18 protein-coding genes and 3 pseudogenes are annotated in these 17,146 nt (G+C 70.3%); 9 read left to right on the forward strand and 12 right to left on the reverse strand.

Features of this window, described 5'->3' with window-relative positions; all coding sequences use genetic code 11:
- Nucleotides 1-1,070 (forward strand): HAMP domain-containing sensor histidine kinase (locus AB0K09_RS16200; RefSeq protein ID WP_366066009.1); only part of this gene is annotated, 1,070 nt, incomplete at its 5' end.
- A gap of 76 nt (nucleotides 1,071-1,146) precedes the next feature.
- Here the strand turns inward: AB0K09_RS16200 and AB0K09_RS16205 are convergent.
- The gene (locus AB0K09_RS16205; RefSeq protein WP_366066010.1) at nucleotides 1,147-1,668 is read right to left on the reverse strand and encodes a DM13 domain-containing protein; all 522 of its coding nucleotides are present in this window, start codon (nucleotides 1,666-1,668) and stop codon (nucleotides 1,147-1,149) included.
- A 561-nt stretch (nucleotides 1,669-2,229) separates the two neighbouring features.
- On the opposite strand from AB0K09_RS16205, the gene AB0K09_RS16210 reads away from it, so the two are divergent.
- From AB0K09_RS16210 to AB0K09_RS16220, 3 genes are all read left to right on the forward strand, one after another.
- Complete coding sequence (locus AB0K09_RS16210; RefSeq protein ID WP_366066011.1) at nucleotides 2,230-2,721, forward strand: DUF2975 domain-containing protein; 492 nt, start codon at nucleotides 2,230-2,232, stop codon at nucleotides 2,719-2,721.
- The gene (locus tag AB0K09_RS16215; protein WP_366066012.1) at nucleotides 2,721-2,942 is read left to right on the forward strand and encodes a helix-turn-helix transcriptional regulator; all 222 of its coding nucleotides are present in this window, start codon (nucleotides 2,721-2,723) and stop codon (nucleotides 2,940-2,942) included. Before AB0K09_RS16210 ends, AB0K09_RS16215 begins: the two co-directional genes overlap by 1 nt.
- Nucleotides 2,943-3,253: 311 nt before the next feature.
- Complete coding sequence (locus tag AB0K09_RS16220) at nucleotides 3,254-4,081, forward strand: alpha/beta hydrolase (RefSeq protein WP_366066013.1); 828 nt, start codon at nucleotides 3,254-3,256, stop codon at nucleotides 4,079-4,081.
- Nucleotides 4,082-4,286: 205 nt separating this feature from the next.
- Here AB0K09_RS16220 and AB0K09_RS16225 read toward each other — a convergent pair.
- Nucleotides 4,287-4,408, reverse strand: a pseudogene (locus AB0K09_RS16225) (transcriptional regulator); the annotation flags it as partial.
- A 132-nt stretch (nucleotides 4,409-4,540) separates the two neighbouring features.
- Here AB0K09_RS16225 and AB0K09_RS16230 point away from each other — a divergent pair.
- Nucleotides 4,541-5,335: an SDR family oxidoreductase gene (locus tag AB0K09_RS16230; protein ID WP_366066014.1), complete on the forward strand. Its 795-nt coding sequence runs from the start codon at nucleotides 4,541-4,543 to the stop codon at nucleotides 5,333-5,335.
- Between the two features lie 685 nt (nucleotides 5,336-6,020).
- Here the strand turns inward: AB0K09_RS16230 and AB0K09_RS16235 are convergent.
- The 5 genes from AB0K09_RS16235 to AB0K09_RS16255 all read right to left on the reverse strand — a co-directional run bounded on the left by AB0K09_RS16235 (nucleotide 6,021) and on the right by AB0K09_RS16255 (nucleotide 10,320).
- Complete coding sequence (locus tag AB0K09_RS16235; protein WP_366066016.1) at nucleotides 6,021-7,334, reverse strand: aldehyde dehydrogenase family protein; 1,314 nt, start codon at nucleotides 7,332-7,334, stop codon at nucleotides 6,021-6,023.
- A 23-nt stretch (nucleotides 7,335-7,357) separates the two neighbouring features.
- On the reverse strand, nucleotides 7,358-7,642 hold the full coding sequence (locus AB0K09_RS16240) for a putative quinol monooxygenase (protein WP_366066017.1): 285 nt from the start codon (nucleotides 7,640-7,642) through the stop codon (nucleotides 7,358-7,360).
- A 326-nt stretch (nucleotides 7,643-7,968) separates the two neighbouring features.
- Complete coding sequence (locus AB0K09_RS16245; RefSeq protein WP_366066018.1) at nucleotides 7,969-8,982, reverse strand: NADP-dependent oxidoreductase; 1,014 nt, start codon at nucleotides 8,980-8,982, stop codon at nucleotides 7,969-7,971.
- 58 nt (nucleotides 8,983-9,040) lie between these two features.
- Nucleotides 9,041-9,619 (reverse strand): TetR/AcrR family transcriptional regulator, encoded by a 579-nt coding sequence (locus AB0K09_RS16250; RefSeq protein WP_366066019.1) that lies wholly within the window; start codon nucleotides 9,617-9,619, stop codon nucleotides 9,041-9,043.
- Between the two features lie 5 nt (nucleotides 9,620-9,624).
- On the reverse strand, nucleotides 9,625-10,320 hold the full coding sequence (locus AB0K09_RS16255; RefSeq protein WP_366066021.1) for a type 1 glutamine amidotransferase domain-containing protein: 696 nt from the start codon (nucleotides 10,318-10,320) through the stop codon (nucleotides 9,625-9,627).
- Nucleotides 10,321-10,490: 170 nt separating this feature from the next.
- On the opposite strand from AB0K09_RS16255, the gene AB0K09_RS16260 reads away from it, so the two are divergent.
- Together AB0K09_RS16260 and AB0K09_RS16265 are read left to right on the forward strand one after the other, a co-directional pair.
- Nucleotides 10,491-11,444 (forward strand): LysR family transcriptional regulator, encoded by a 954-nt coding sequence (locus AB0K09_RS16260; protein WP_366066022.1) that lies wholly within the window; start codon nucleotides 10,491-10,493, stop codon nucleotides 11,442-11,444.
- A 204-nt stretch (nucleotides 11,445-11,648) separates the two neighbouring features.
- Nucleotides 11,649-12,917, forward strand: a complete 1,269-nt coding sequence (locus AB0K09_RS16265; RefSeq protein WP_366066023.1) for a DUF3533 domain-containing protein — start codon at nucleotides 11,649-11,651, stop codon at nucleotides 12,915-12,917.
- 18 nt (nucleotides 12,918-12,935) lie between these two features.
- On the opposite strand, the gene AB0K09_RS16270 is transcribed toward AB0K09_RS16265, so the two are convergent.
- The 5 genes and pseudogenes from AB0K09_RS16270 to AB0K09_RS16290 all read right to left on the reverse strand — a co-directional run bounded on the left by AB0K09_RS16270 (nucleotide 12,936) and on the right by AB0K09_RS16290 (nucleotide 14,975).
- Complete coding sequence (locus AB0K09_RS16270) at nucleotides 12,936-13,151, reverse strand: hypothetical protein (protein ID WP_366066024.1); 216 nt, start codon at nucleotides 13,149-13,151, stop codon at nucleotides 12,936-12,938.
- Between the two features lie 338 nt (nucleotides 13,152-13,489).
- Complete coding sequence (locus AB0K09_RS16275) at nucleotides 13,490-13,894, reverse strand: iron-sulfur cluster-binding domain-containing protein (RefSeq protein WP_366066025.1); 405 nt, start codon at nucleotides 13,892-13,894, stop codon at nucleotides 13,490-13,492.
- Nucleotides 13,895-14,006: 112 nt separating this feature from the next.
- A pseudogene (locus tag AB0K09_RS16280) lies at nucleotides 14,007-14,360 on the reverse strand (FAD-binding oxidoreductase); the annotation flags it as partial.
- A 28-nt stretch (nucleotides 14,361-14,388) separates the two neighbouring features.
- Nucleotides 14,389-14,523, reverse strand: a pseudogene (locus AB0K09_RS16285) (NAD(P)-binding protein); the annotation flags it as partial.
- The gene (locus tag AB0K09_RS16290) at nucleotides 14,520-14,975 is read right to left on the reverse strand and encodes a nuclear transport factor 2 family protein (protein WP_366066026.1); all 456 of its coding nucleotides are present in this window, start codon (nucleotides 14,973-14,975) and stop codon (nucleotides 14,520-14,522) included. The pseudogene AB0K09_RS16285 and the gene AB0K09_RS16290, both read right to left, overlap by 4 nt.
- Before the next feature lie 147 nt (nucleotides 14,976-15,122).
- On the opposite strand from AB0K09_RS16290, the gene AB0K09_RS16295 reads away from it, so the two are divergent.
- Together AB0K09_RS16295 and AB0K09_RS16300 are read left to right on the forward strand one after the other, a co-directional pair.
- Entirely contained in the window at nucleotides 15,123-15,716 is a 594-nt protein-coding gene (locus tag AB0K09_RS16295) for a PadR family transcriptional regulator (protein ID WP_366066027.1), read from the forward strand.
- 52 nt (nucleotides 15,717-15,768) lie between these two features.
- Nucleotides 15,769-16,575 (forward strand): SGNH/GDSL hydrolase family protein, encoded by an 807-nt coding sequence (locus AB0K09_RS16300; protein ID WP_366066028.1) that lies wholly within the window; start codon nucleotides 15,769-15,771, stop codon nucleotides 16,573-16,575.
- Nucleotides 16,576-17,146 lie beyond the last annotated feature (571 nt).

A 17,146-nucleotide genomic window follows, 5' to 3' on the forward strand; every position in this document is an offset into this window, starting at 1 on the left:
CGGGGGCACTCGGAGCCCTCGCGCTCCGCCTGCTGCGGTACCGGTCGGTCGTCGTGTCCCTGGGCGTCGTCGCCGCGGTCACGGTCACCGCCATGCTCTCCGGCACCCTGGCCGTGGCGTGGGCGATGTTCCTGTCGCCTCACGACCTGACCGTCGTCACCCTCGTCGTGGCCATGGCCGGCGCCGTCTCCCTGGCCACAGCCCTGCTGCTGGGCCGCTGGGTCGTCGCCCGCAGCCGCGACCTCGCCCGGGCCGCGCGTGACTTCGGTGAGGACGGCAGCTTCGCCGCCCCGCCCGGCAGGGCCACCGCGGAACTGGCCGAGCTCGGCCGGGAACTGGCCGCCACCAGCGCCAGACTCGCCGCATCCCGGGAACGCGAACGGGCTCTGGAGACCTCGCGTCGTGAACTGGTGGCCTGGATCTCCCACGACCTGCGCACCCCACTCGCCGGCCTGCGGGCCATGGCCGAGGCCCTGGAGGACGGTGTGGCCGCGGACCCCGCCCGCTACCACCGGCAGATCCGGACCGAGGTCGAGCGCCTCGACACGATGGTCGGCGACCTTTTCGAGCTCTCCCGCATCCATGCCGGCGCGCTTGACCTGGTCCCCAGCCGGGTCTCCTTGCGGGACCTGGCGGCCGATGCCCTGCTGGGCGCCGACCCGCTGGCCCGGCAGCGCGGTGTGCTCCTGCGGGGCGAGGACATCGCCCACGCCCCCGTCGACGTGGACGGCAAGGAGATGACCCGGGTCCTGTCCAACCTCCTCGTCAACGCCATCCGCCACACCCCCGCCGACGGCACGGTCGCCGTGGCCGTGGGCCGGCGGGCGGACACCGCGGTGCTGTCCGTCACCGACGGTTGCGGCGGAATCCCCGCGGAAGACCTCCCGAAGGTCTTCGACACCGGCTGGCGCGGGAACCCGGCCCGCACGCCACCGGCCGGCGCCGGGCTCGGACTGGCGATCGTGCGCGGCATCGTCGAAGCCCACGCGGGACAGGCACGGGTCCACAACGTGCCCGGGGGCTGCCGCTTCGAGGTGACCCTGCCGCTGGCCGGGGCCACGGACGCCTGACGAACACCCGGGCCACCGCCGTCCGTCCGCCGTCCGGCGTCCGGCGTCCGGCGGGAGGGGCGCCGGCGGCCGGGTCTCAGACCGCGGTGAGGGCGGCGGCGCCGAAGGATACGTCGAAGCGGGCGCACCAGATCGTGACGCTGGTGTACTCGGAGAACCTCACGTCCGCCGGGATCGGATAGTTCTGATCGCCCTTGTTGCCTTTGAGCCTGCCGAGACTGACGTGCTTGCCGTCGTCGAAGACGCGCCAGCCTGCCACCCCCTCCTTCACCGGGGCGTCGGTCAGCCAGACGCGCAGGTCCGGCCCGTTGCTGGTGTCCAGCCCCTCCAGCCGCAGGACGTGCGAGCCGTCGGCCAGCCGGACGACCTTCACCGTGCCGGTGGTGGTGTGCTCATGACTGATCAGACGTCCGCTGGACACGATCTGCAGGCGGCCGGCGGCCGGGGGTGCGACCGCCCCCGGACCCGGCACCGATGCGGACGGTCCCGCGCCGGGCAGTGCCTCACTGACCGTCTGGTCCTGCCACAGCTTCCACGGCTGGAACCAGTACAGCCCCACCGCCACCAGCACCGCCGCCACCGCCAGCACCGCGGCCATCAACGGCCCTTTCCGCCTGCTCCGACGTCCCACCGTCCGCTCCTTCGTCCGTACTCGGAACGCATTGAACGGCATACGGAACCGCCCGGGCCACAGGTCGGCTCATGACGAAAGTCTTACGACATCTGCGACTCGCCGGACGATCCACCCAAAGAAGCCCCTGGCCTTCGGTTTCCCGCTGATTTGCATCCCCCCTCCCCCGCGACGCCGCACGACGAAGACTCCGCGGCGGGCAGACCGGCGGGTTCAACGCCGACCCGAACCAGACCGTCGCCGACCAACTGACTGGCCGGCTTCAGGCCGGGGTGCTCGGCGACATGGGTGTCGCCGATGAAGACCTGGGGATGCCGCTGCCGCCGGAAGCTGGGCACAGACCGTATCGGTGCCGCGCACGCCGCCGGACGCGTGTCCGGAAGCCGCGTGATCACGGCCAGCTGCGGCTTCTGGCAGGCGGCGACGTCCCGCCGCCGTGCGAAACCGCCGCCCGCCCTCCGTCCCAGACCTTGCTCAACCTATCGATTCTCGATAGATTCCCATCGCAATTCGATGGAAGGATGAGTCATGGGAAAGCTGACCGTGCGTGCGCTGCGCGCCGTGCTCGCGGTGGTGCTCACCGGCACCGTGTTCGTGCAGGCGTTGATGGCGTGGGCGTTGGTCAGCGGGAGCGACCCGGAGGACGGGTCGCTCCCGCTGACCGCGCTGCGCGTGGTCACGATCCTGGGCATCGGGACGGCCCAGATCGCCCTGGTCTGTGTATGGCGGCTGGTGACGATGGTGCGACGCGGAACCGTGTTCTCCCACGCCGCCTTCCGGTACGTGGACGGCGTGATCGGCGCGATCGTCGCGGCTGCCCTCGCGTGGTTCGCGGTCACGGTCGTCAATGCGCCGGGCCAGCGGGACGACCCGGGCGTCACCCTCATCATGGGCGGGATCGGGGTGGCCATCCTGGGGGTCGCACTCATCGTGCTCGTGCTGCGGATGCTGCTCGCCCAGGCCGTCGCCCGCGACGTCGAAGCGGCGCGGATGCAGGCCGAGCTGGACGAGGTGATCTGATGCCGATCGCCGTCGACATCGACGTGATGCTGGCCAGGCGGAAGATGTCCGTGGGCGAACTCGCGGACCGCATAGGGATCACTCCCGCCAACCTGGCGGTACTCAAGAACGGCCGCGCCAAGGCGGTGCGCTTCGCGACGCTCGCCGCACTCTGCGAGGTACTCGACTGCCAGCCGGGCGACCTGCTGCGCTGGGAAGCCGAGGACGCCGCAGGCGAATGACGTGCTCTTCCAAGACGATGGAGGTCTCGACACCCCGTGAACCAGGCGGAAGACCGGCACTTCAGTGACGGTCGACGGCAAGACTGTACGGCGTGAACACGGGTGCCTGCCCGCCCGGCTGCACCGGATAACTGCTGAGGGCCGACGCGCTCGAGCCGCCTCTGTTCGGAATCCGGTCCGAGACGTCGGGCACGTTGAGTGATGCCACCCCGGCGTGACATTACGCTGAGTGGGGATTCGGTTGGCGTCCGATGGCGTGCGGGGTGATGCTCGGGGTGGGGATCTCGTTCGCTGCAGCGAAAGGACGCACAATGCCGATCTGCACGACGCGAGACGGTGTCGAACTCTTCTACAAGGACTGGGGGCGTGGCCGGCCGGTTGTGTTCATCCACGGCTGGCCGCTCAACGGTGACGCGTGGCAGGACCAGCTGAAGGCGGTCGCTGACGCGGGTTACCGCGGGATCGCGCACGACCGGCGCGGTCATGGCCGTTCGACTCCGGTGTACGACGGCTACGACTTCGACACCTTCGCCGATGACCTGAACGACCTCCTCACAAGCCTTGACCTGCGGGACGTGACGCTCGTGGCGCACTCGATGGGCGGGGGCGAACTCGCCCGTTACATCGGCCGCCATGGCACCGGGCGGATCCGCTCCGCTGTCCTGCTGTCCGCGATTCCGCCAGTGATGCTGCAGGGTCCGGACAACCCGGAAGGTGTTCCGCAGTCCGTCTTCGACGACATCAAGGCGGGCATCATCAAAGAACGGTCGCAGTTCTGGAAGGACACCGCGGTCGGCTTCTTCTCCGCCAACCGTGACGGCAACAAGGTCACCCAGGGCAACAAGGACGCCTTCTGGTACATGGCCATGGCGCAGACCATCGAGGGCGGTGTCGACTGCGTCGACGCCTTCGGCACGACGGACTTCCACGAGGATCTCAAGAAGTTCGATGTCCCGACGCTCATCGTGCACGGCGACGACGACCAGGTAGTGCCGATCGACGCCACCGGGCGCAAGTCCGCCCAGCTCATCGCGGACGCCGAACTGAAGGTCTATGAACGCGGCTCGCACGGCATCGCCCTGGTGCCAGGAGACAAAGAGCGCTTCAATGAAGACCTTCTGGAGTTCCTCAAGAAGTGAAGTGCCCCCGACCGGCCGGGCTGCGGCAGCTGCCCGGGTGCCGGATCGGCGTAGGTCTCCCTCGGGCGGCTGCGAGAACGGCCACGCTTACCCCGGATGGGCTTGATCGCCGCCGGCGGCATCAACTGTGGACGGCGCTCCATCCGGTCTGGGGGCCACCCCCGAGCGCCCGGATGTGGGAGCTGTCAATCATCGCTCGCGGCAGGTCGAAGCGGGTGTAGCCGTCGAGGGCTCGTGGAGGATCAGCGGCGTCCACCACTCGCCGACGTGCTGAACCGTCGTGGACAGCGGGCATTCGAGGTCTTCCGCCCTGATGCGGCTTGCCAAGGTTGTCCACCCCCGGAGGGTCACCGCTGAACCCGGAGGGTCACCGCTAAAGTCGAAGCTGCCAGCTTCCGCTTCAGCAGTAACGATGGGCGCGGCGGTCCCGCCCATCCGCACCCGGTAACGGAACTCGTCATGACCACTCCCGTCAGCGAAATCAGTGAATCCCTGAAGGGCCGGCGCGCCCTGGTCACCGGTGGCACGAAAGGGGTCGGTGCGGCAGTTGCGCGACGTCTGGCCCAGGCTGGTGCCACCGTGCTGGTGACCGCGCGCCGCCGACCTGACGGTATCGCCGCCTCGGACATGATCACCGCAGACCTGGCCACCCCTGAGGGGGCCGCGGCTGTGGTCGAGGAAGCCCTCCGCCGCCTGGGCGGCGTCGACATCCTGGTCGACAATCTGGGCGGCTCGGAAGCACCCTCGGGCGGATACGCGGCCCTCACGGAGGAGGCCTGGGCCAAGGAGCTGAACATCAACCTCCTCGCCGCCGTCCGCCTGGACCGCGGCCTGCTGCCCGGCATGATCGAAGCCGGCCGTGGCGTCATCGTCCACGTCTCCTCGATCCAGCGCCGCATGCCGCTGTGGAACGGCACCCTCGCCTACGCCGCCGCGAAGGCCGCGCTGACCACCTACAGCAAGGGCCTGGCCAACGAGGTCGCCCCACACGGCGTCCGCGTCAACACCGTCGCCCCCGGCTTCGTCCAGACCACCGCCGCCGAGCACCTCGTCGCCCGCATCGCCAAGAACGCCGGCACCACCCACGAAGCAGCCCTGACACAGCTCATGGACTCCCTCGGCGGCATCCCTCTGGGCCGCCCCAACCGCCCTGAAGAAGTCGCCGAACTCGTCGCCTTCCTCGCATCCGACCGCGCCTCCGCCATCGTCGGCGCCGAGCACGTCATCGACGGCGGCACCATCCCCACCGTCTGAACCCCACCCACCCTCGTCTCGCCGGCCGACACCCTGGTGCAGCGGTCCCATGGGCCATTCCGGACTGGGCAACGTGGTGCTCTTCGCCGCGTATACCGCCGCCCGGATCGGCGAGATCTCCGGTGTCAGGGATCGACAAGGGCACAAGGGGCAAGATAGCCCGGCGGATCCACACCGGCCCGACCTGGATGGCCGACACGGGAGTCCCTCCGCAAGTCCTGCGCGTCATCGCCGGACACGGATCACTGCGGACCACCCAGTGCTACCCCCACCCCGGCCTCCGGGCCCTGCTCGCCGCCGGCAGGTCCCTCGGCACCCACCTGCGAGGCGCGTCGGCACGGTCCCGGGAGGCACTCCCCCGGGGCAGCCGACCAACCTCTTGTTCTCCTTCTCCCCCTGTCGACGCTTGGGGCCTGCCATGAGGGCCGCCCGGTAGGCCGACTAGTGGGCCCAGAAGTCCGACGTGGCTGGTCCCCGCCAAACTGCCGGGCGGGGACCAGTTTGAGTCAGCCTCCCAGGATGCCGTTGGGCAGGACTTCGCTGATCACGGGTTCGGCACACAGTGGTGGATCACTGCCCGGAAGCGCTGATTCGCGGGAGGTGGGCAGGAAGCCGTTGGGGCGAAGGCCGGCGCCCCGCTGTGGAGGGGTACGGGCGGGGCCGGTCCGGGTGGACGGTGGTGGGGTCAGTTCAGTGGTACGTCGAGTCGGGCGCGGCGGTGGCTGAATGTGGCGATGGAGTAGGGGCCGTGGTAGCTGCCGAGGCCGGACTCGCCGACGCCGCCGAAGGGCAGGTCGGGGACGCGGAGGTGGGCCATGGGCAGGCCGAATCCGAGGCCTCCGGACGATGTTTCGGCGGCGAGGCGGGCGCGCGTGGTCTCGTTCTCGGTGAAGCCGTACAGGGCCAGCGGCTTGTCGCGGTCGTTGATGAAGGCGATGGCTTCGTCCAGGTCGGCGACTTCGAGGATCGGCAGGACGGGACCGAAGATCTCTTCCTGCATGACCGGGTCCTCGGCCTGCACGCCGGTCAGGACGGTGGGTGCGATGTAGACGTCGTTGCGGTCGGTCGTGCCGCCGAAGGCGACGGTGCCGGAGTCGAGCAGGGCGGCGACCCGGTCGAAGTGGCGCTGATTGACGATGCGCCCGTAGGCGTCCGAGGTCTGTGGGTCGCTACCGAAGAGGCGCTCCGTGGCCTCGGCGAGTGCGGTTGCCAGGCGCTGGGCGGTGGCCGGGTCGGTCAGGACGTAGTCGGGAGCGACGCACGTCTGGCCCGCGTTGCGGAACTTGGCCTCGGCGAGGCGTGCCGCGACGGTGTCGATGTCGGTGTCGCTGTCGACGAACACCGGGGATTTGCCGCCCAGTTCGAGGGTGACGGGCGTGAGGTGCTCGGCGGCCGCGCGCATCACGATGCGGCCGACGGTTCCGTTGCCCGTGTAGAAGATGTGGTCGAAGCGCTGGGCGAGGAGCTCGGTGGTCTCGGGCACGGCGCCCTCGACGACGGCGACCGCGTCCCGGTCGAGGTACTCCGGTACGAGGCGGGCCATCAGTGCCGAGGTGGCGGGGGCGAGTTCGCTCGGCTTGAGGACGACGGTGTTGCCGGAGGCGAGCGCCCCGGCGACGGGGACGAGCGACAGCTGGACCGGGTAGTTCCAGGGCGCGATGACGAGAACGGTGCCCAGCGGTTCGTAGTGGGTTGCGGCGGTCGTGCCCTCCGGCAGCCCGGTCAGGGACTGGGCGCCGAGCGGTTCGGGGGCGAGCCACTTCTCCAGGTGGGCGAGGGTGTGCTCGATTTCGCGGATCGGGAAGTCGACCTCGGCGGCGTACGCCTCGTGCCGCGGCTTGTGCAGATCGGCGTGGAGGGCGTCGGCGATGGCGCCCCGGTTCTCGGTGAACAAGGCGCGCAGCGCAGTCAGTTGAGCGCGGCGCCAGGCGAGAGGCTTGGTCCTGCCGGAGCGGAACGTGGCCCGCAGCGACGCGACGAGGGCTTCGGTGTCAGACATTGCGATGGTACTCCTGTTGTGGCTCAGCAGGCGCTGACCAGCAGGTCGGCGCTGTGGTTGACCTGACTGCCGGGCTCGACGTACGGGTCGGCGGCCTGGCGCCAGGCGAGAAAGTGCGGGGTGGAGCGGTGCGCCTCTGCGGCCTCCGCGTCGGCGTACACCTCCTGGAGGAAGAGGCTTTCGTCCTCGCGGTCGTCGCACAGCTCAAAGCGGATGCAGCCGAGCTCGTCCCGGACCGGGGCTTCCCCGTTGGCGGTGATGGCGGCGAGGCAGTCCTCGCGTACGTCCGGCTTGATGCGCACGGACACGACACGGCTGAATATGGTGGATCCTTGGGGACTGTGCTGGACGGTTTGAGGCGGCGCGGTCGACTCCTCCAGGTGCTCCAGGTCGTCGTCTGTCCCGGCGACGGCCGAGTGGTTCCGCGTTCCGCACCAGGCGCACCAGGCGCACCAGGCCGCTCGCATGGTGTCACGAACAGCTCACGCGGTCGCGCGGCCTCCTCACCGGCACCCGTCAGGAGATCGCCCGGCGCGGACATGCGGCTCTTGATGGGGAGTCCGCAGGAGGGTGGGGAGCCGGCCGGTGGGCTGGGGGGTGTGCCCACCGGCCGGCGTTCAGGGGCCTGGCGGGGTCAGCCCTGCGGGAGGCGGACGAGCATCTTGCCGGTGTTGGCACCGCGCATCATGGCCTGGAAGGCTTCGAAGGCGTTCTCCATGCCGTCGACAACCGTCTCATCGGCGACGAGGGAGCCGTCCGCGAGCCAGCCGCCCACCTTCTGGGCGAAGTCCGGCACGAGGTGGAAGTGGTCGCTGACGTTCATGCCGCGCAGGTTGATGCGCTTGCCGATGGCGAGCGGCAGGTGCGGCGGGCCCGCGGGCAGCTCGGTGGCGTTGTACATCGAGATGGCGCCCACCAAGGCGACGCGGCCGCGCAGGTTCATGGTCCGGAGGGCGGCGTCGAGGTGGTCGCCGCCGACGTTGTCGAGATAGACGTCGATGCCGTCGGGGGCGGCAGCGGCGAGCTGCCCGGCGATGTCGCCCGCGCGGTAGTCCAGGCCGACGTCGAAGCCGAAGTCCTCGGTCAGCCGCTTGGTCTTGGCCGGGCCACCGGCCGATCCGATGACGCGCGAGGCACCGAGCTTGCGGGCGAACTGGCCGGCGACGGAGCCCACCGCGCCCGCGGCACCGGAAATGAAGACGACGTCGCCTTCCTTGACCGGGGCAACCTCCTTGAGGCTGGCCCAGGCGGTCAGGCCGGTGGTGCCGAGGACGCCCAAGTATGCCTGGGCGGGCGCGAGGCCGATGTCGACGATCTGAACATCGGAGGCGCCCAGCAGGGAGTACTCGCGCCAGCCGAGGAAGTGGGTGACGGTCGCGCCCACCGGAACCTCGGGGGCGTGCGAGGCGACGACGGTGCCGACGGCGGAGCCGGTCATGGCCTCACCCAGCTCGAACTGCGGGATGTACGACTCGCCTTCGTTCATGCGCCCGCGCATGTAGGGGTCGACGGAGAGGTAGTCGTTGCGGACGACGACCTGGCCGGGGCCCGGGTCGGGCACGGTGGCCGTCTCGAGCGCGACATCGGAGGTCCTGGGCTCGCCGAGGGGGCGGGCGACGAGGTGCCATTCACGGCTGGAAAAGGGCATGACGATCCTAAGGAGGGGTGCGGTGTGAGAGGCGGACGGGGAAGTCAGCTGCCCGCGGTCACGGTGGAGACAGGTACGCGGTGGAGACAGGTATGCCGAGGAGGCCGGCCGCAAGGGCATCGGATGCCAGTGGCAGCAAGTGCTGCGCGGCTGTCGCGCCTTCCAGGCCGATGACGAGAGCGATGCAGATGTCTGCGGCCTCGGCGGGTTCGACCTCTTCGACAGTGCCCGCTTCGGCGAAGAGACCGGTGAGCAGGCGGCGCAGGTCGGCGGTGAAGGCGGAGCAGATCCCGCCGAAGAGGCGTGCCTTGTCGTCGAGGAGTTCGGCCGTGTGCGGTGAGTCCCCGTGCAGCTCGAGGACGAGTTCGAGCTTGGCCGCGAGGACGCCCTGGATGCGGGCGGCGTACGGGAGGGTGGTGTCGGCCGCTGCCCGGTGGGCCCGCACGAGCGCCTGCTCGTGCAGGCGCCCGGCGAGCCGCCGGAAGGCGTCGTCCTTGCTGCGGACGTACTGGTAGACCGCGGACCGGGACACGCCCATGGTGGCGGCGATGTCGTCCATCGTGGTGCGCTGCACGCCGTACCTGGTCAGGCAGTCGTACGTCGCGTCGAGGACCTCGTCGAGCCGGCCGGTGCCCATGTCGCTCAGGCCAGCTTCTTGAGCAGCTCGGCGGCGAGCGGGGCGGAGGAGGCCGGGTTCTGGCCGGTGACCAGGTTGCGGTCGACGACCACGTTCGGCGCCCACGGCTCGCCTGCCCGGACGTTCACGCCGGCCTCGGTGAGGCGGTCCTGGAGCAGCCACTTCGCCTTGTCGGCGAAGCCGCCCTGGGCCTCCTCCTCGTTGGTGAACGCGGCCACGTCGTAGCCCTGGAAGGAGTTCGTGCCGTCGGCCTTCGTGGCGGCGAGCAGCGCGGCCGGGCCGTGGCAGACGACACCGAGCGGCTTGCCGGACTCCAGCGCCAGGGTCAGCACCTCGCCGGAGGTGGCGTCGACGGCGAGGTCCTCCATGGGGCCGTGACCACCGGGGTAGAAGACGGCGGCATAGTCGTCGAGGTTCACGTCCTCCAGGCGGATCGGGGACTGCAGCTCGGTGAACGATGCGAGGGTGGCCGCGACCTTGGCGGCGCCTTCCTCGCCGCCGTTCACGGCGGGCGCCAGGCTGCCCTTGTCGACGGTGGGCACGACGCCGCCGGGGGTGGCGACGACGATCTCGTGGCCGGCCGCCTTGAAAGCCTCGTACGGGGCGACCGCCTCCTCGGCCCAGAAACCGGTGGGGTGCTTCGTGCCGTCGGCCAGCGTCCAGTGGTCGGCGCCGGTGACGACGAAGAGGATCTTCGACATGAGGGGTTCTCCGAGGGTGCGGATCCGTACAGGCCGTACAGGATCGGGAACGGTATGTCGCCGCCTCTCTGACGTTTTCGGAGCTCTGACACTTCGCACTCAGTGCGTCAGTGCGGCGATGTCGTCGAAGGTAAAACCCTCATCCATCGGAGGCCAATAGGCTCCTCCATATGAGAGATAGGAAATCCAATGGGCAGCCGGGAATGCCGCCGGCCCACGGCAGCGGCCTTCTCGATCTGAATCTGCTGCGCACGTTCCTCGCGGTGTACCGGGCCGGCGCCTTCACCGCGGGCGCCCGCATGCTGGGCCTGTCCCAGCCGACGGTGACGACACAGATCCGCTCTCTGGAGAGCCGGCTGGGACGGGAGCTGTTCGAGCGGCTGTCACGCGGTGTCGCGCCGACCCCGTTCGCGGACGAGCTGGCCGCGCGCGTCATGGAGCCGCTGGACGCTCTCGGACCCGTCAGCGGCGCCGGCGCACTTTTCGGCGAGGGTGACGCGGAGCCCGTTCATCTGGCCGGGCCTGCCGAGTACCTCACGCACTGCGTGATGCCGACGCTCGCCCCGCTCGTCGGCAAGGGCGTGCGCCTGCGCATCGCGTTCGGCCTCACCGACGACCTGCTGGACGCGCTGCGCGCCGGTCGCCACGACCTGGTGGTGGCCACCTTGCGCCCACGCGGCCGCGCGCTCGCCTCCGTGCCGCTGGCCGACGAGGAGTTCGTCCTGGTCGCCGCACCCGCATGGGCCGAACGGATCGGCTCGCGCCTGGCAACCGAGGGACCCGCTGTGCTGCACGGGGTGCCACTCGTCTCGTATGCCGAGGACGTACCGATCGTCCGCCGCTACTGGCGTCACGTCTTCGACAGGCGTTTGACCTGCAATCCGACCGTCACCGTGCCCGACCTGAGGGCGGTCAAAGAGGCCGTCGTCGGCGGCGCCGGGTTCAGCGTGCTGCCGCGCTACCTGTGCGCTGACGATCTGCTCTCAGGTGCTCTTGTGCTCCTGAACGAGCCGGACGACCCGCCGATCAACACCGGTTTCCTGGTCCAGCGCCCCGGCTCGTCGATGAATCCGCATGTCACGTTGGTGCGCGACCACCTCCTGCGCTCCGCCCACGAGGTGTGATGGCGGCAAGTACCGCATGGAACGGCTTGCCACCCCCGGTGGTCACGGACGGTAGATCTACCTGTCCGCTGCGCAACCGTGCGTTATAGTCAACTACACGTATACTCATATTGTTGATTACTGGCAGATGGGTGTGCCAGGCGCACCACTCCGGAGGTTTCCTTGTCCGAGATGTCTCATGTCCCTTGGCCCCAGGTACGGCGGGTGCTGCGCGAGCGTGGTCTGTGGGTCGGATCAGGGGTCATCCTGGGTTTGGTGTCGCTGGCGTTCGCACTGCTGTACCTGGGGGCGAACGTCGACCCACCGGGGCACCTGCGGAACCTCCCGGTCGGCTTGGTGAACGCGGACCAGGGTGGAACTGCCGGCGGAGGGTCCGTCCGGATGGGCGACGAGGTGACCGACAAGATCGCCGCGACCCCGACGGACGGCAAGATCGCCTGGCAGCGTGTCGACCGCGTCCAAGCCGATGAGCTGCTGGCGCAGGGCAAGCTGTACGGCGCCCTGGTGGTTCCGAAGAACTTCACGGCCTCGATCACCGGCCTGACGGCTCCGGGCGGCCGGAGTCCGGCTCGGCCGGTGCTGACGGTTCTGACGAATCAGTCGGCGGGCAGTCTGGGGTCCTCCATGGCCAGTCAGGCATCGCAGAAGGCGGCACACGCCGCGTCCTCGGCGCTGGGGCAGCAGCTGACGCGCACCGGCGCCGGGCAGCCTTCCGCCAGTGCGGCACAGAGGCTGCTGCTGGCTGATCCGGTGAGTGTCCAGGTGGAGGACGGGCACCCGCTCGGCAGCCACAGTGGCATGGGGCTGACGGCCTTCTACTACGCGTTGATCCTGGTCGTCTCGGGCATGCTCGGGGCGAACGTGCTGCACAGCCAGGTGGACGCCGCGCTCGGGTACGGGCACAGCGACCTGGGGCCGTGGCGCCGCCAGCGGCCTCTGGTGGCGGCCTCGCGGGTGCACACCTTCGCTGTGGCCGCCACGCTGATGCTCGGGCTGTCGCTGGTGATGGGCAGTCTGATCATGGGCGCCGCCGTGGGTGTCCTGGGGATGGACGCGGCGCATCTGCCTCAGCTGTGGCTGCTGTCGGTGTGTGTGGTCGCCGCGGTCGGTGTCGGCGCCTTGGCGCTGCTGGCCGCTTTCGGCACGCCGGGGATGCTGCTCGTGACGATGGTGTTCATCGCGATGGCGGTCCCCTCGGCGGGCGCCACCACGCCCGTCGAGGCGCTTCCCGGCTTCTACCGCGGGCTGGCGCAGTTCGAGCCGCTGCGGCAGATCACCGGTGGCGTCCGGTCGATCCTCTACTTCGACGCTCAGGGGGCGGCGGGCTTGACCCGGGCCTGGGTGATGACCGGCCTGGCGCTCGTCGGCGGGCTCGGCTTCGGGTTCGGAGCGACCTGGTTCTACGACCGCCGTGGCCTGCATCGCAGGCCACGGGCGGTGCCGTCGGCCGCGGAACCGGTCCCGTCCGCGTGACGGCAGGCCGGCCGCGGGTCAGGACCTGCCGTACAGCGTGTCGACGAGGTCGGCGTAGCGGGTGGCGACCTGGTTACGGCGGATCTTGAGCGAGGGGGCGGCGGACAGATCGCCGGTCCCGATTCCGTGGGCGATGTCGTCGAGGAGCCGCCGGTCGGTGTCCCCGGGCGCCGCGCTGCGCAGTTCGGCAAGGGTGCGGCACCCGGCCGGGGCCTCGTCCTCGAAGGCGATCACCGTTCTGACCCCGGGGCACGCGGCGGCGGCCTCGGGCCTGGCCGAGCTGTCGCACAGGACGGTACGGACCGCCGGTAGGTGACGGCATGCCAAGCTCCGTCTCGCTTGTACCGGAGGGCTGCGCGCGGGCCGAAGGCGTGCGCGGCGAGGCCGGGCAGTTGGGCGATGGTCGGTGCGTCGATCTTTGGCACGGTGCGGCTCCTTGGGCGGACCGGCCGGGGCCGCCGCGTCCGGCGACGCGGCGGCCTTACGGATTGACGCGCTGTGGCACGCAATGACGCCGCGCACAGCCTGGGGTAGGCGCCCGGCGGGCGGAGACCGGGCACCGTAGTGGGGGTTCAGGCGTCGAGTTCGACGTCGGTGATCGGGTAGGCGACGCAGGAGTGGGTGTAGCCGAACTTCTCGTCGGAGAGCCGCAGTCGGGCTTCCTGGGCGGCGTGGACGGTCCCCTTGACGACCCGTACGCGGCACAGGCTGCACTCGCCGGAGCGGCAGGCGGCCTCGGGGCGGATTCCTTGGTCCTCCAGGGCGTCGAGGAGCGGCCGGTCGCGGCGGGTACGGAAGATGCGGCCGCGGGCGGTGACGGTGACCTCGGCGTCCGGGGCCGTGTCCGCCGGCCAGTGCGGCTGCGTCGCCGGGTCGGCGGGGGCACCGTTGGCCTCGAAGCGGATCCGGCGGGGCGGGTGGCCGAGTTCCGCGAGCTGGGTGAGCGCGTACGGGTAGAGGGCCTGGGGCCCGCACACGTGCACCATCCGTCCGTCGAGCGGCCCGGCCAGGGCTTTGATCAGACCGGCGGTGAGGAAGCCGGCCGGTCCGCCATCGCGGACCGGGGTCGGCGACGACGTGGCCGACGCGGATGTTCGGGTGGTCCGCGGCGAGCGCGTCGAGTTCCTTGCGGAAGAGGATGTCGTCGGCGGAGCGTGAGCCGTAGAGGAGGTGGAAGCGGCGGTCGAGTCCGTGGTCGGCGATGTCGCGGATCATGCTCATTGCGGGGGCGACGCCGGAGCCTTCGGCGAGGAAGACGACGTCGTCGCCGTGGAAGAGCGGGTTGTGGTGGAAGGTGCCCATCGGGCCGGTGGTGACGAGGGTGTCGCCGGCCTTCACGGTGTCGACCAGGTGGTTGCTGATCCGTCCGCCGGGGACCCGACGGACGGTCAGGTCCCAGTGGCCGGGACGTGCGGGGCTGGAGGCCGACCCCGGACAACTGATGCAGGGCGAACTCGAACTCGTACCGGCCGCGCCGGAAAGAGGTGGCGCAGCCGCCCGGCACGTTGTGCCGCTCGACGAGCAGGGTGCGCAGCCCGGCGCGCTGGAGGGTGGCGGCGGTGAGGCCGGCGTTGCCGGCCCCGACGACGGCGTCGACGTCGCTCATGCCTCGGCCGTCTCTCCGCTCCCCGAAGCCTGCGTGGCTTGCGTGGCCTGCGTGGCCTGCGTGGCCTGCGTGGCCTCGCGGGCGATCCGGTCGAACTGTGCCCCCATGGCCTCGGCGAGCGCCTGGGCGGCGGACAGCGGGCGGACCATGACGGTGAAGTCGTCGATCTTCCCCTCCTCGTCGAAGTGGAGGAAGTCGCAGCCCTGGATCTGCTTGCCGTCGACAGTCGCGGTGAAGATGAAGGCGTGGTCGCGGCCGTCCGGGTTCGCGATCTCCCGCACGTAGGTGAAGTCCTCGAAGACCCGCATCACCCCGCGCAGGATCGCCGCGGTGATCGCTCTGCCCGGGTACGGCTTGAAGGCGACAGGGCTGGTGAAGACGACGTTCTCGGCGAGGAGAGCTTCGATGGCGGCCTCGTCACGGTTCTCGACGGCCTGGCGGAACGGGTGCACGACATCACCTCTAGTCAATTAGTTGAATAGGCGCGTCGGAGGCTATGGCTGCCCCCGCATCCCTGTCCACCCCCTTGCAGAGGAGGCGACGACAATGCGCCGAATAATCAAATACATGACTAGTCAACAATGCCGTACCCTGCTCTCATGGCATTGCGCAACGCGGTGATGGCCGCCCTCCTTGGAGGAGAGGCGTCCGGCTACGACCTGGCCAAGGGCTTCGACGCCTCCGTCGCGAACTTCTGGATGGCCGCCCCTCAGCAGCTCTACCGGGAGCTCGAACGCATGGAGAGCGAGGGGCTCATCTCCGCCCGAGTCGTCGAACAGGAGCGCCGGCCGAACAAGCGGCTCTTCTCGCTGACCGAAGCCGGAATGGAGGCCGTGCGCTCCTACGTCGCCGAGCCGCCGGGCAAGCCGACGACGATCCGCGACGAGCTGCTGGTCAAGGTGCAGTGCGCGGACGTGGGCGACATCGAGGCCGTACGAGCGGCGATCGCCGAACGCATGGAGTGGGCCTCGGCAAAGCTCGCCCGCTACGAACGGCTCAAGGAACGCCTCCTCAAGGGGCGCACGGAGGACGAGTACTGCGCACAGGCCGAACGCGTCGGGCCGTACCTGACCCTGCTGCGCGGCATGGCCTTCGAGAAGGAGAACATCCAGTGGGGCGAGACCGCGCTCCGCATCCTCGAACGACGCGCGGCAGCGACACGTGACGGGGAACCCGCCCCATCAGGGACGTGACGCCTCGGGAACCGCCCTTCCCCCGCCCACTCACCGAAACAGAGGCCCCGCCATGCCCGGCACGCAGTTTCCCTTCTCGCGGTACGTGGCCCTCGGCGACAGCCAGACCGAAGGCGTCGGCGACGGCGACGACGTGACGGGGCTGCGCGGCTGGGCCGACCGCCTCGCCGAACACATGGCCCGCCACAACTCCGGTCTGCTGTACGCCAATCTGGCTGTCCGAGGCCGCCTCGCCGGGCAGGTCCACGCCGAACAACTCGCCCCCGCGCTCGCCCTGCGACCGGACCTCGCGACGGTGGTGGCCGGCGTCAACGACCTGCTGCGGCCCCGCTTCGACGCCGACGAGGTCGCCGGCCACCTGGAGGCGATGTTCGCCGCACTCACCGCCCAGGGAACCCGCGTCGCCACCCTCACCTTCCCCGACGTCGCCCGCATCACCCCACTGGCCCGGCCCGTACGCCACCGTGTCACCGCCCTCAACCACCGCATCCGTCAGGCCGCACACCGGCACGGCGTCGCCGTCGCCGAGACCGATCACCACGCCGTCGTCACCGACCCCCGCCTGTGGAGCACCGACCGCCTGCACGCCAGCCCCCTCGGCCACCAACGCATCGCCGACGCCGTCGCCCACGCCATCGCCCTGCCCGGCAGCGACGACTCCTGGACCCACCCCCTGCCCACCCCCACCATCCCGCAGCCGACCGGCTGGCGCGCCGGCGCCGCCGAACTGCGCTGGGCCGCCGACTTCCTCGGGCCCTGGATCACCCGCCGCCTACGGGGCCGCTCCTCGGGCGACGACCGCACGGCCAAGCGCGCACACCTCACACCCCCAGGTACCGGGCCCACCCACGGGGCGTGACCAAGCGCCTCCCGCACTCCCGGCGCACGTGCCCGCAGACCCTCGGCTCAGGGTAAGGCGCCGAGGGCAGCTTGCCGGCGTAGGCGTCGAGGTCGCCTTTGCGGGGCGGTTGGGGGCGAACCCGCCGTCGCCGATGAGCCGTGGCGGTCAGTGCGGCGGCAGCGACCCAGCACCGCGGGCAGTGCGGACGCGGCGAACAGCATGACCACACGGTCGCTGACTCTGGTGAGGACGCGGGGAAGGGCGAGGGCGGTGGGCATGGATCCGGCGCCGAAGGCCAGTCCCCTTGTCGCCCGCCAAGGGATCCCCGTAGGTCAGAGGCCGCGTTGACGTCGATGTGGTCGCACGCGATCGCGGGAACCGCCACCCCGGACCCAGGCCGACCGGCCGACCACTCCCCCACGACCGATCCCGGCACTGCGACCGCCCTGCGACCACAAGCCGACACAACACCGGAAAGGCCGCCCTCGCATCTCTGCGAGAACGGCCTCTGACCTGCGTAAATCACAAGTCGGGACGGCGGGATTTGAACCCACGACCCCTTGACCCCCAGTCAAGTACGAAGCCGTCA

The sequence above is a fragment of the Streptomyces sp. NPDC049577 genome, assembly GCF_040675635.1.
Lineage (GTDB): Bacteria > Actinomycetota > Actinomycetes > Streptomycetales > Streptomycetaceae > Streptomyces.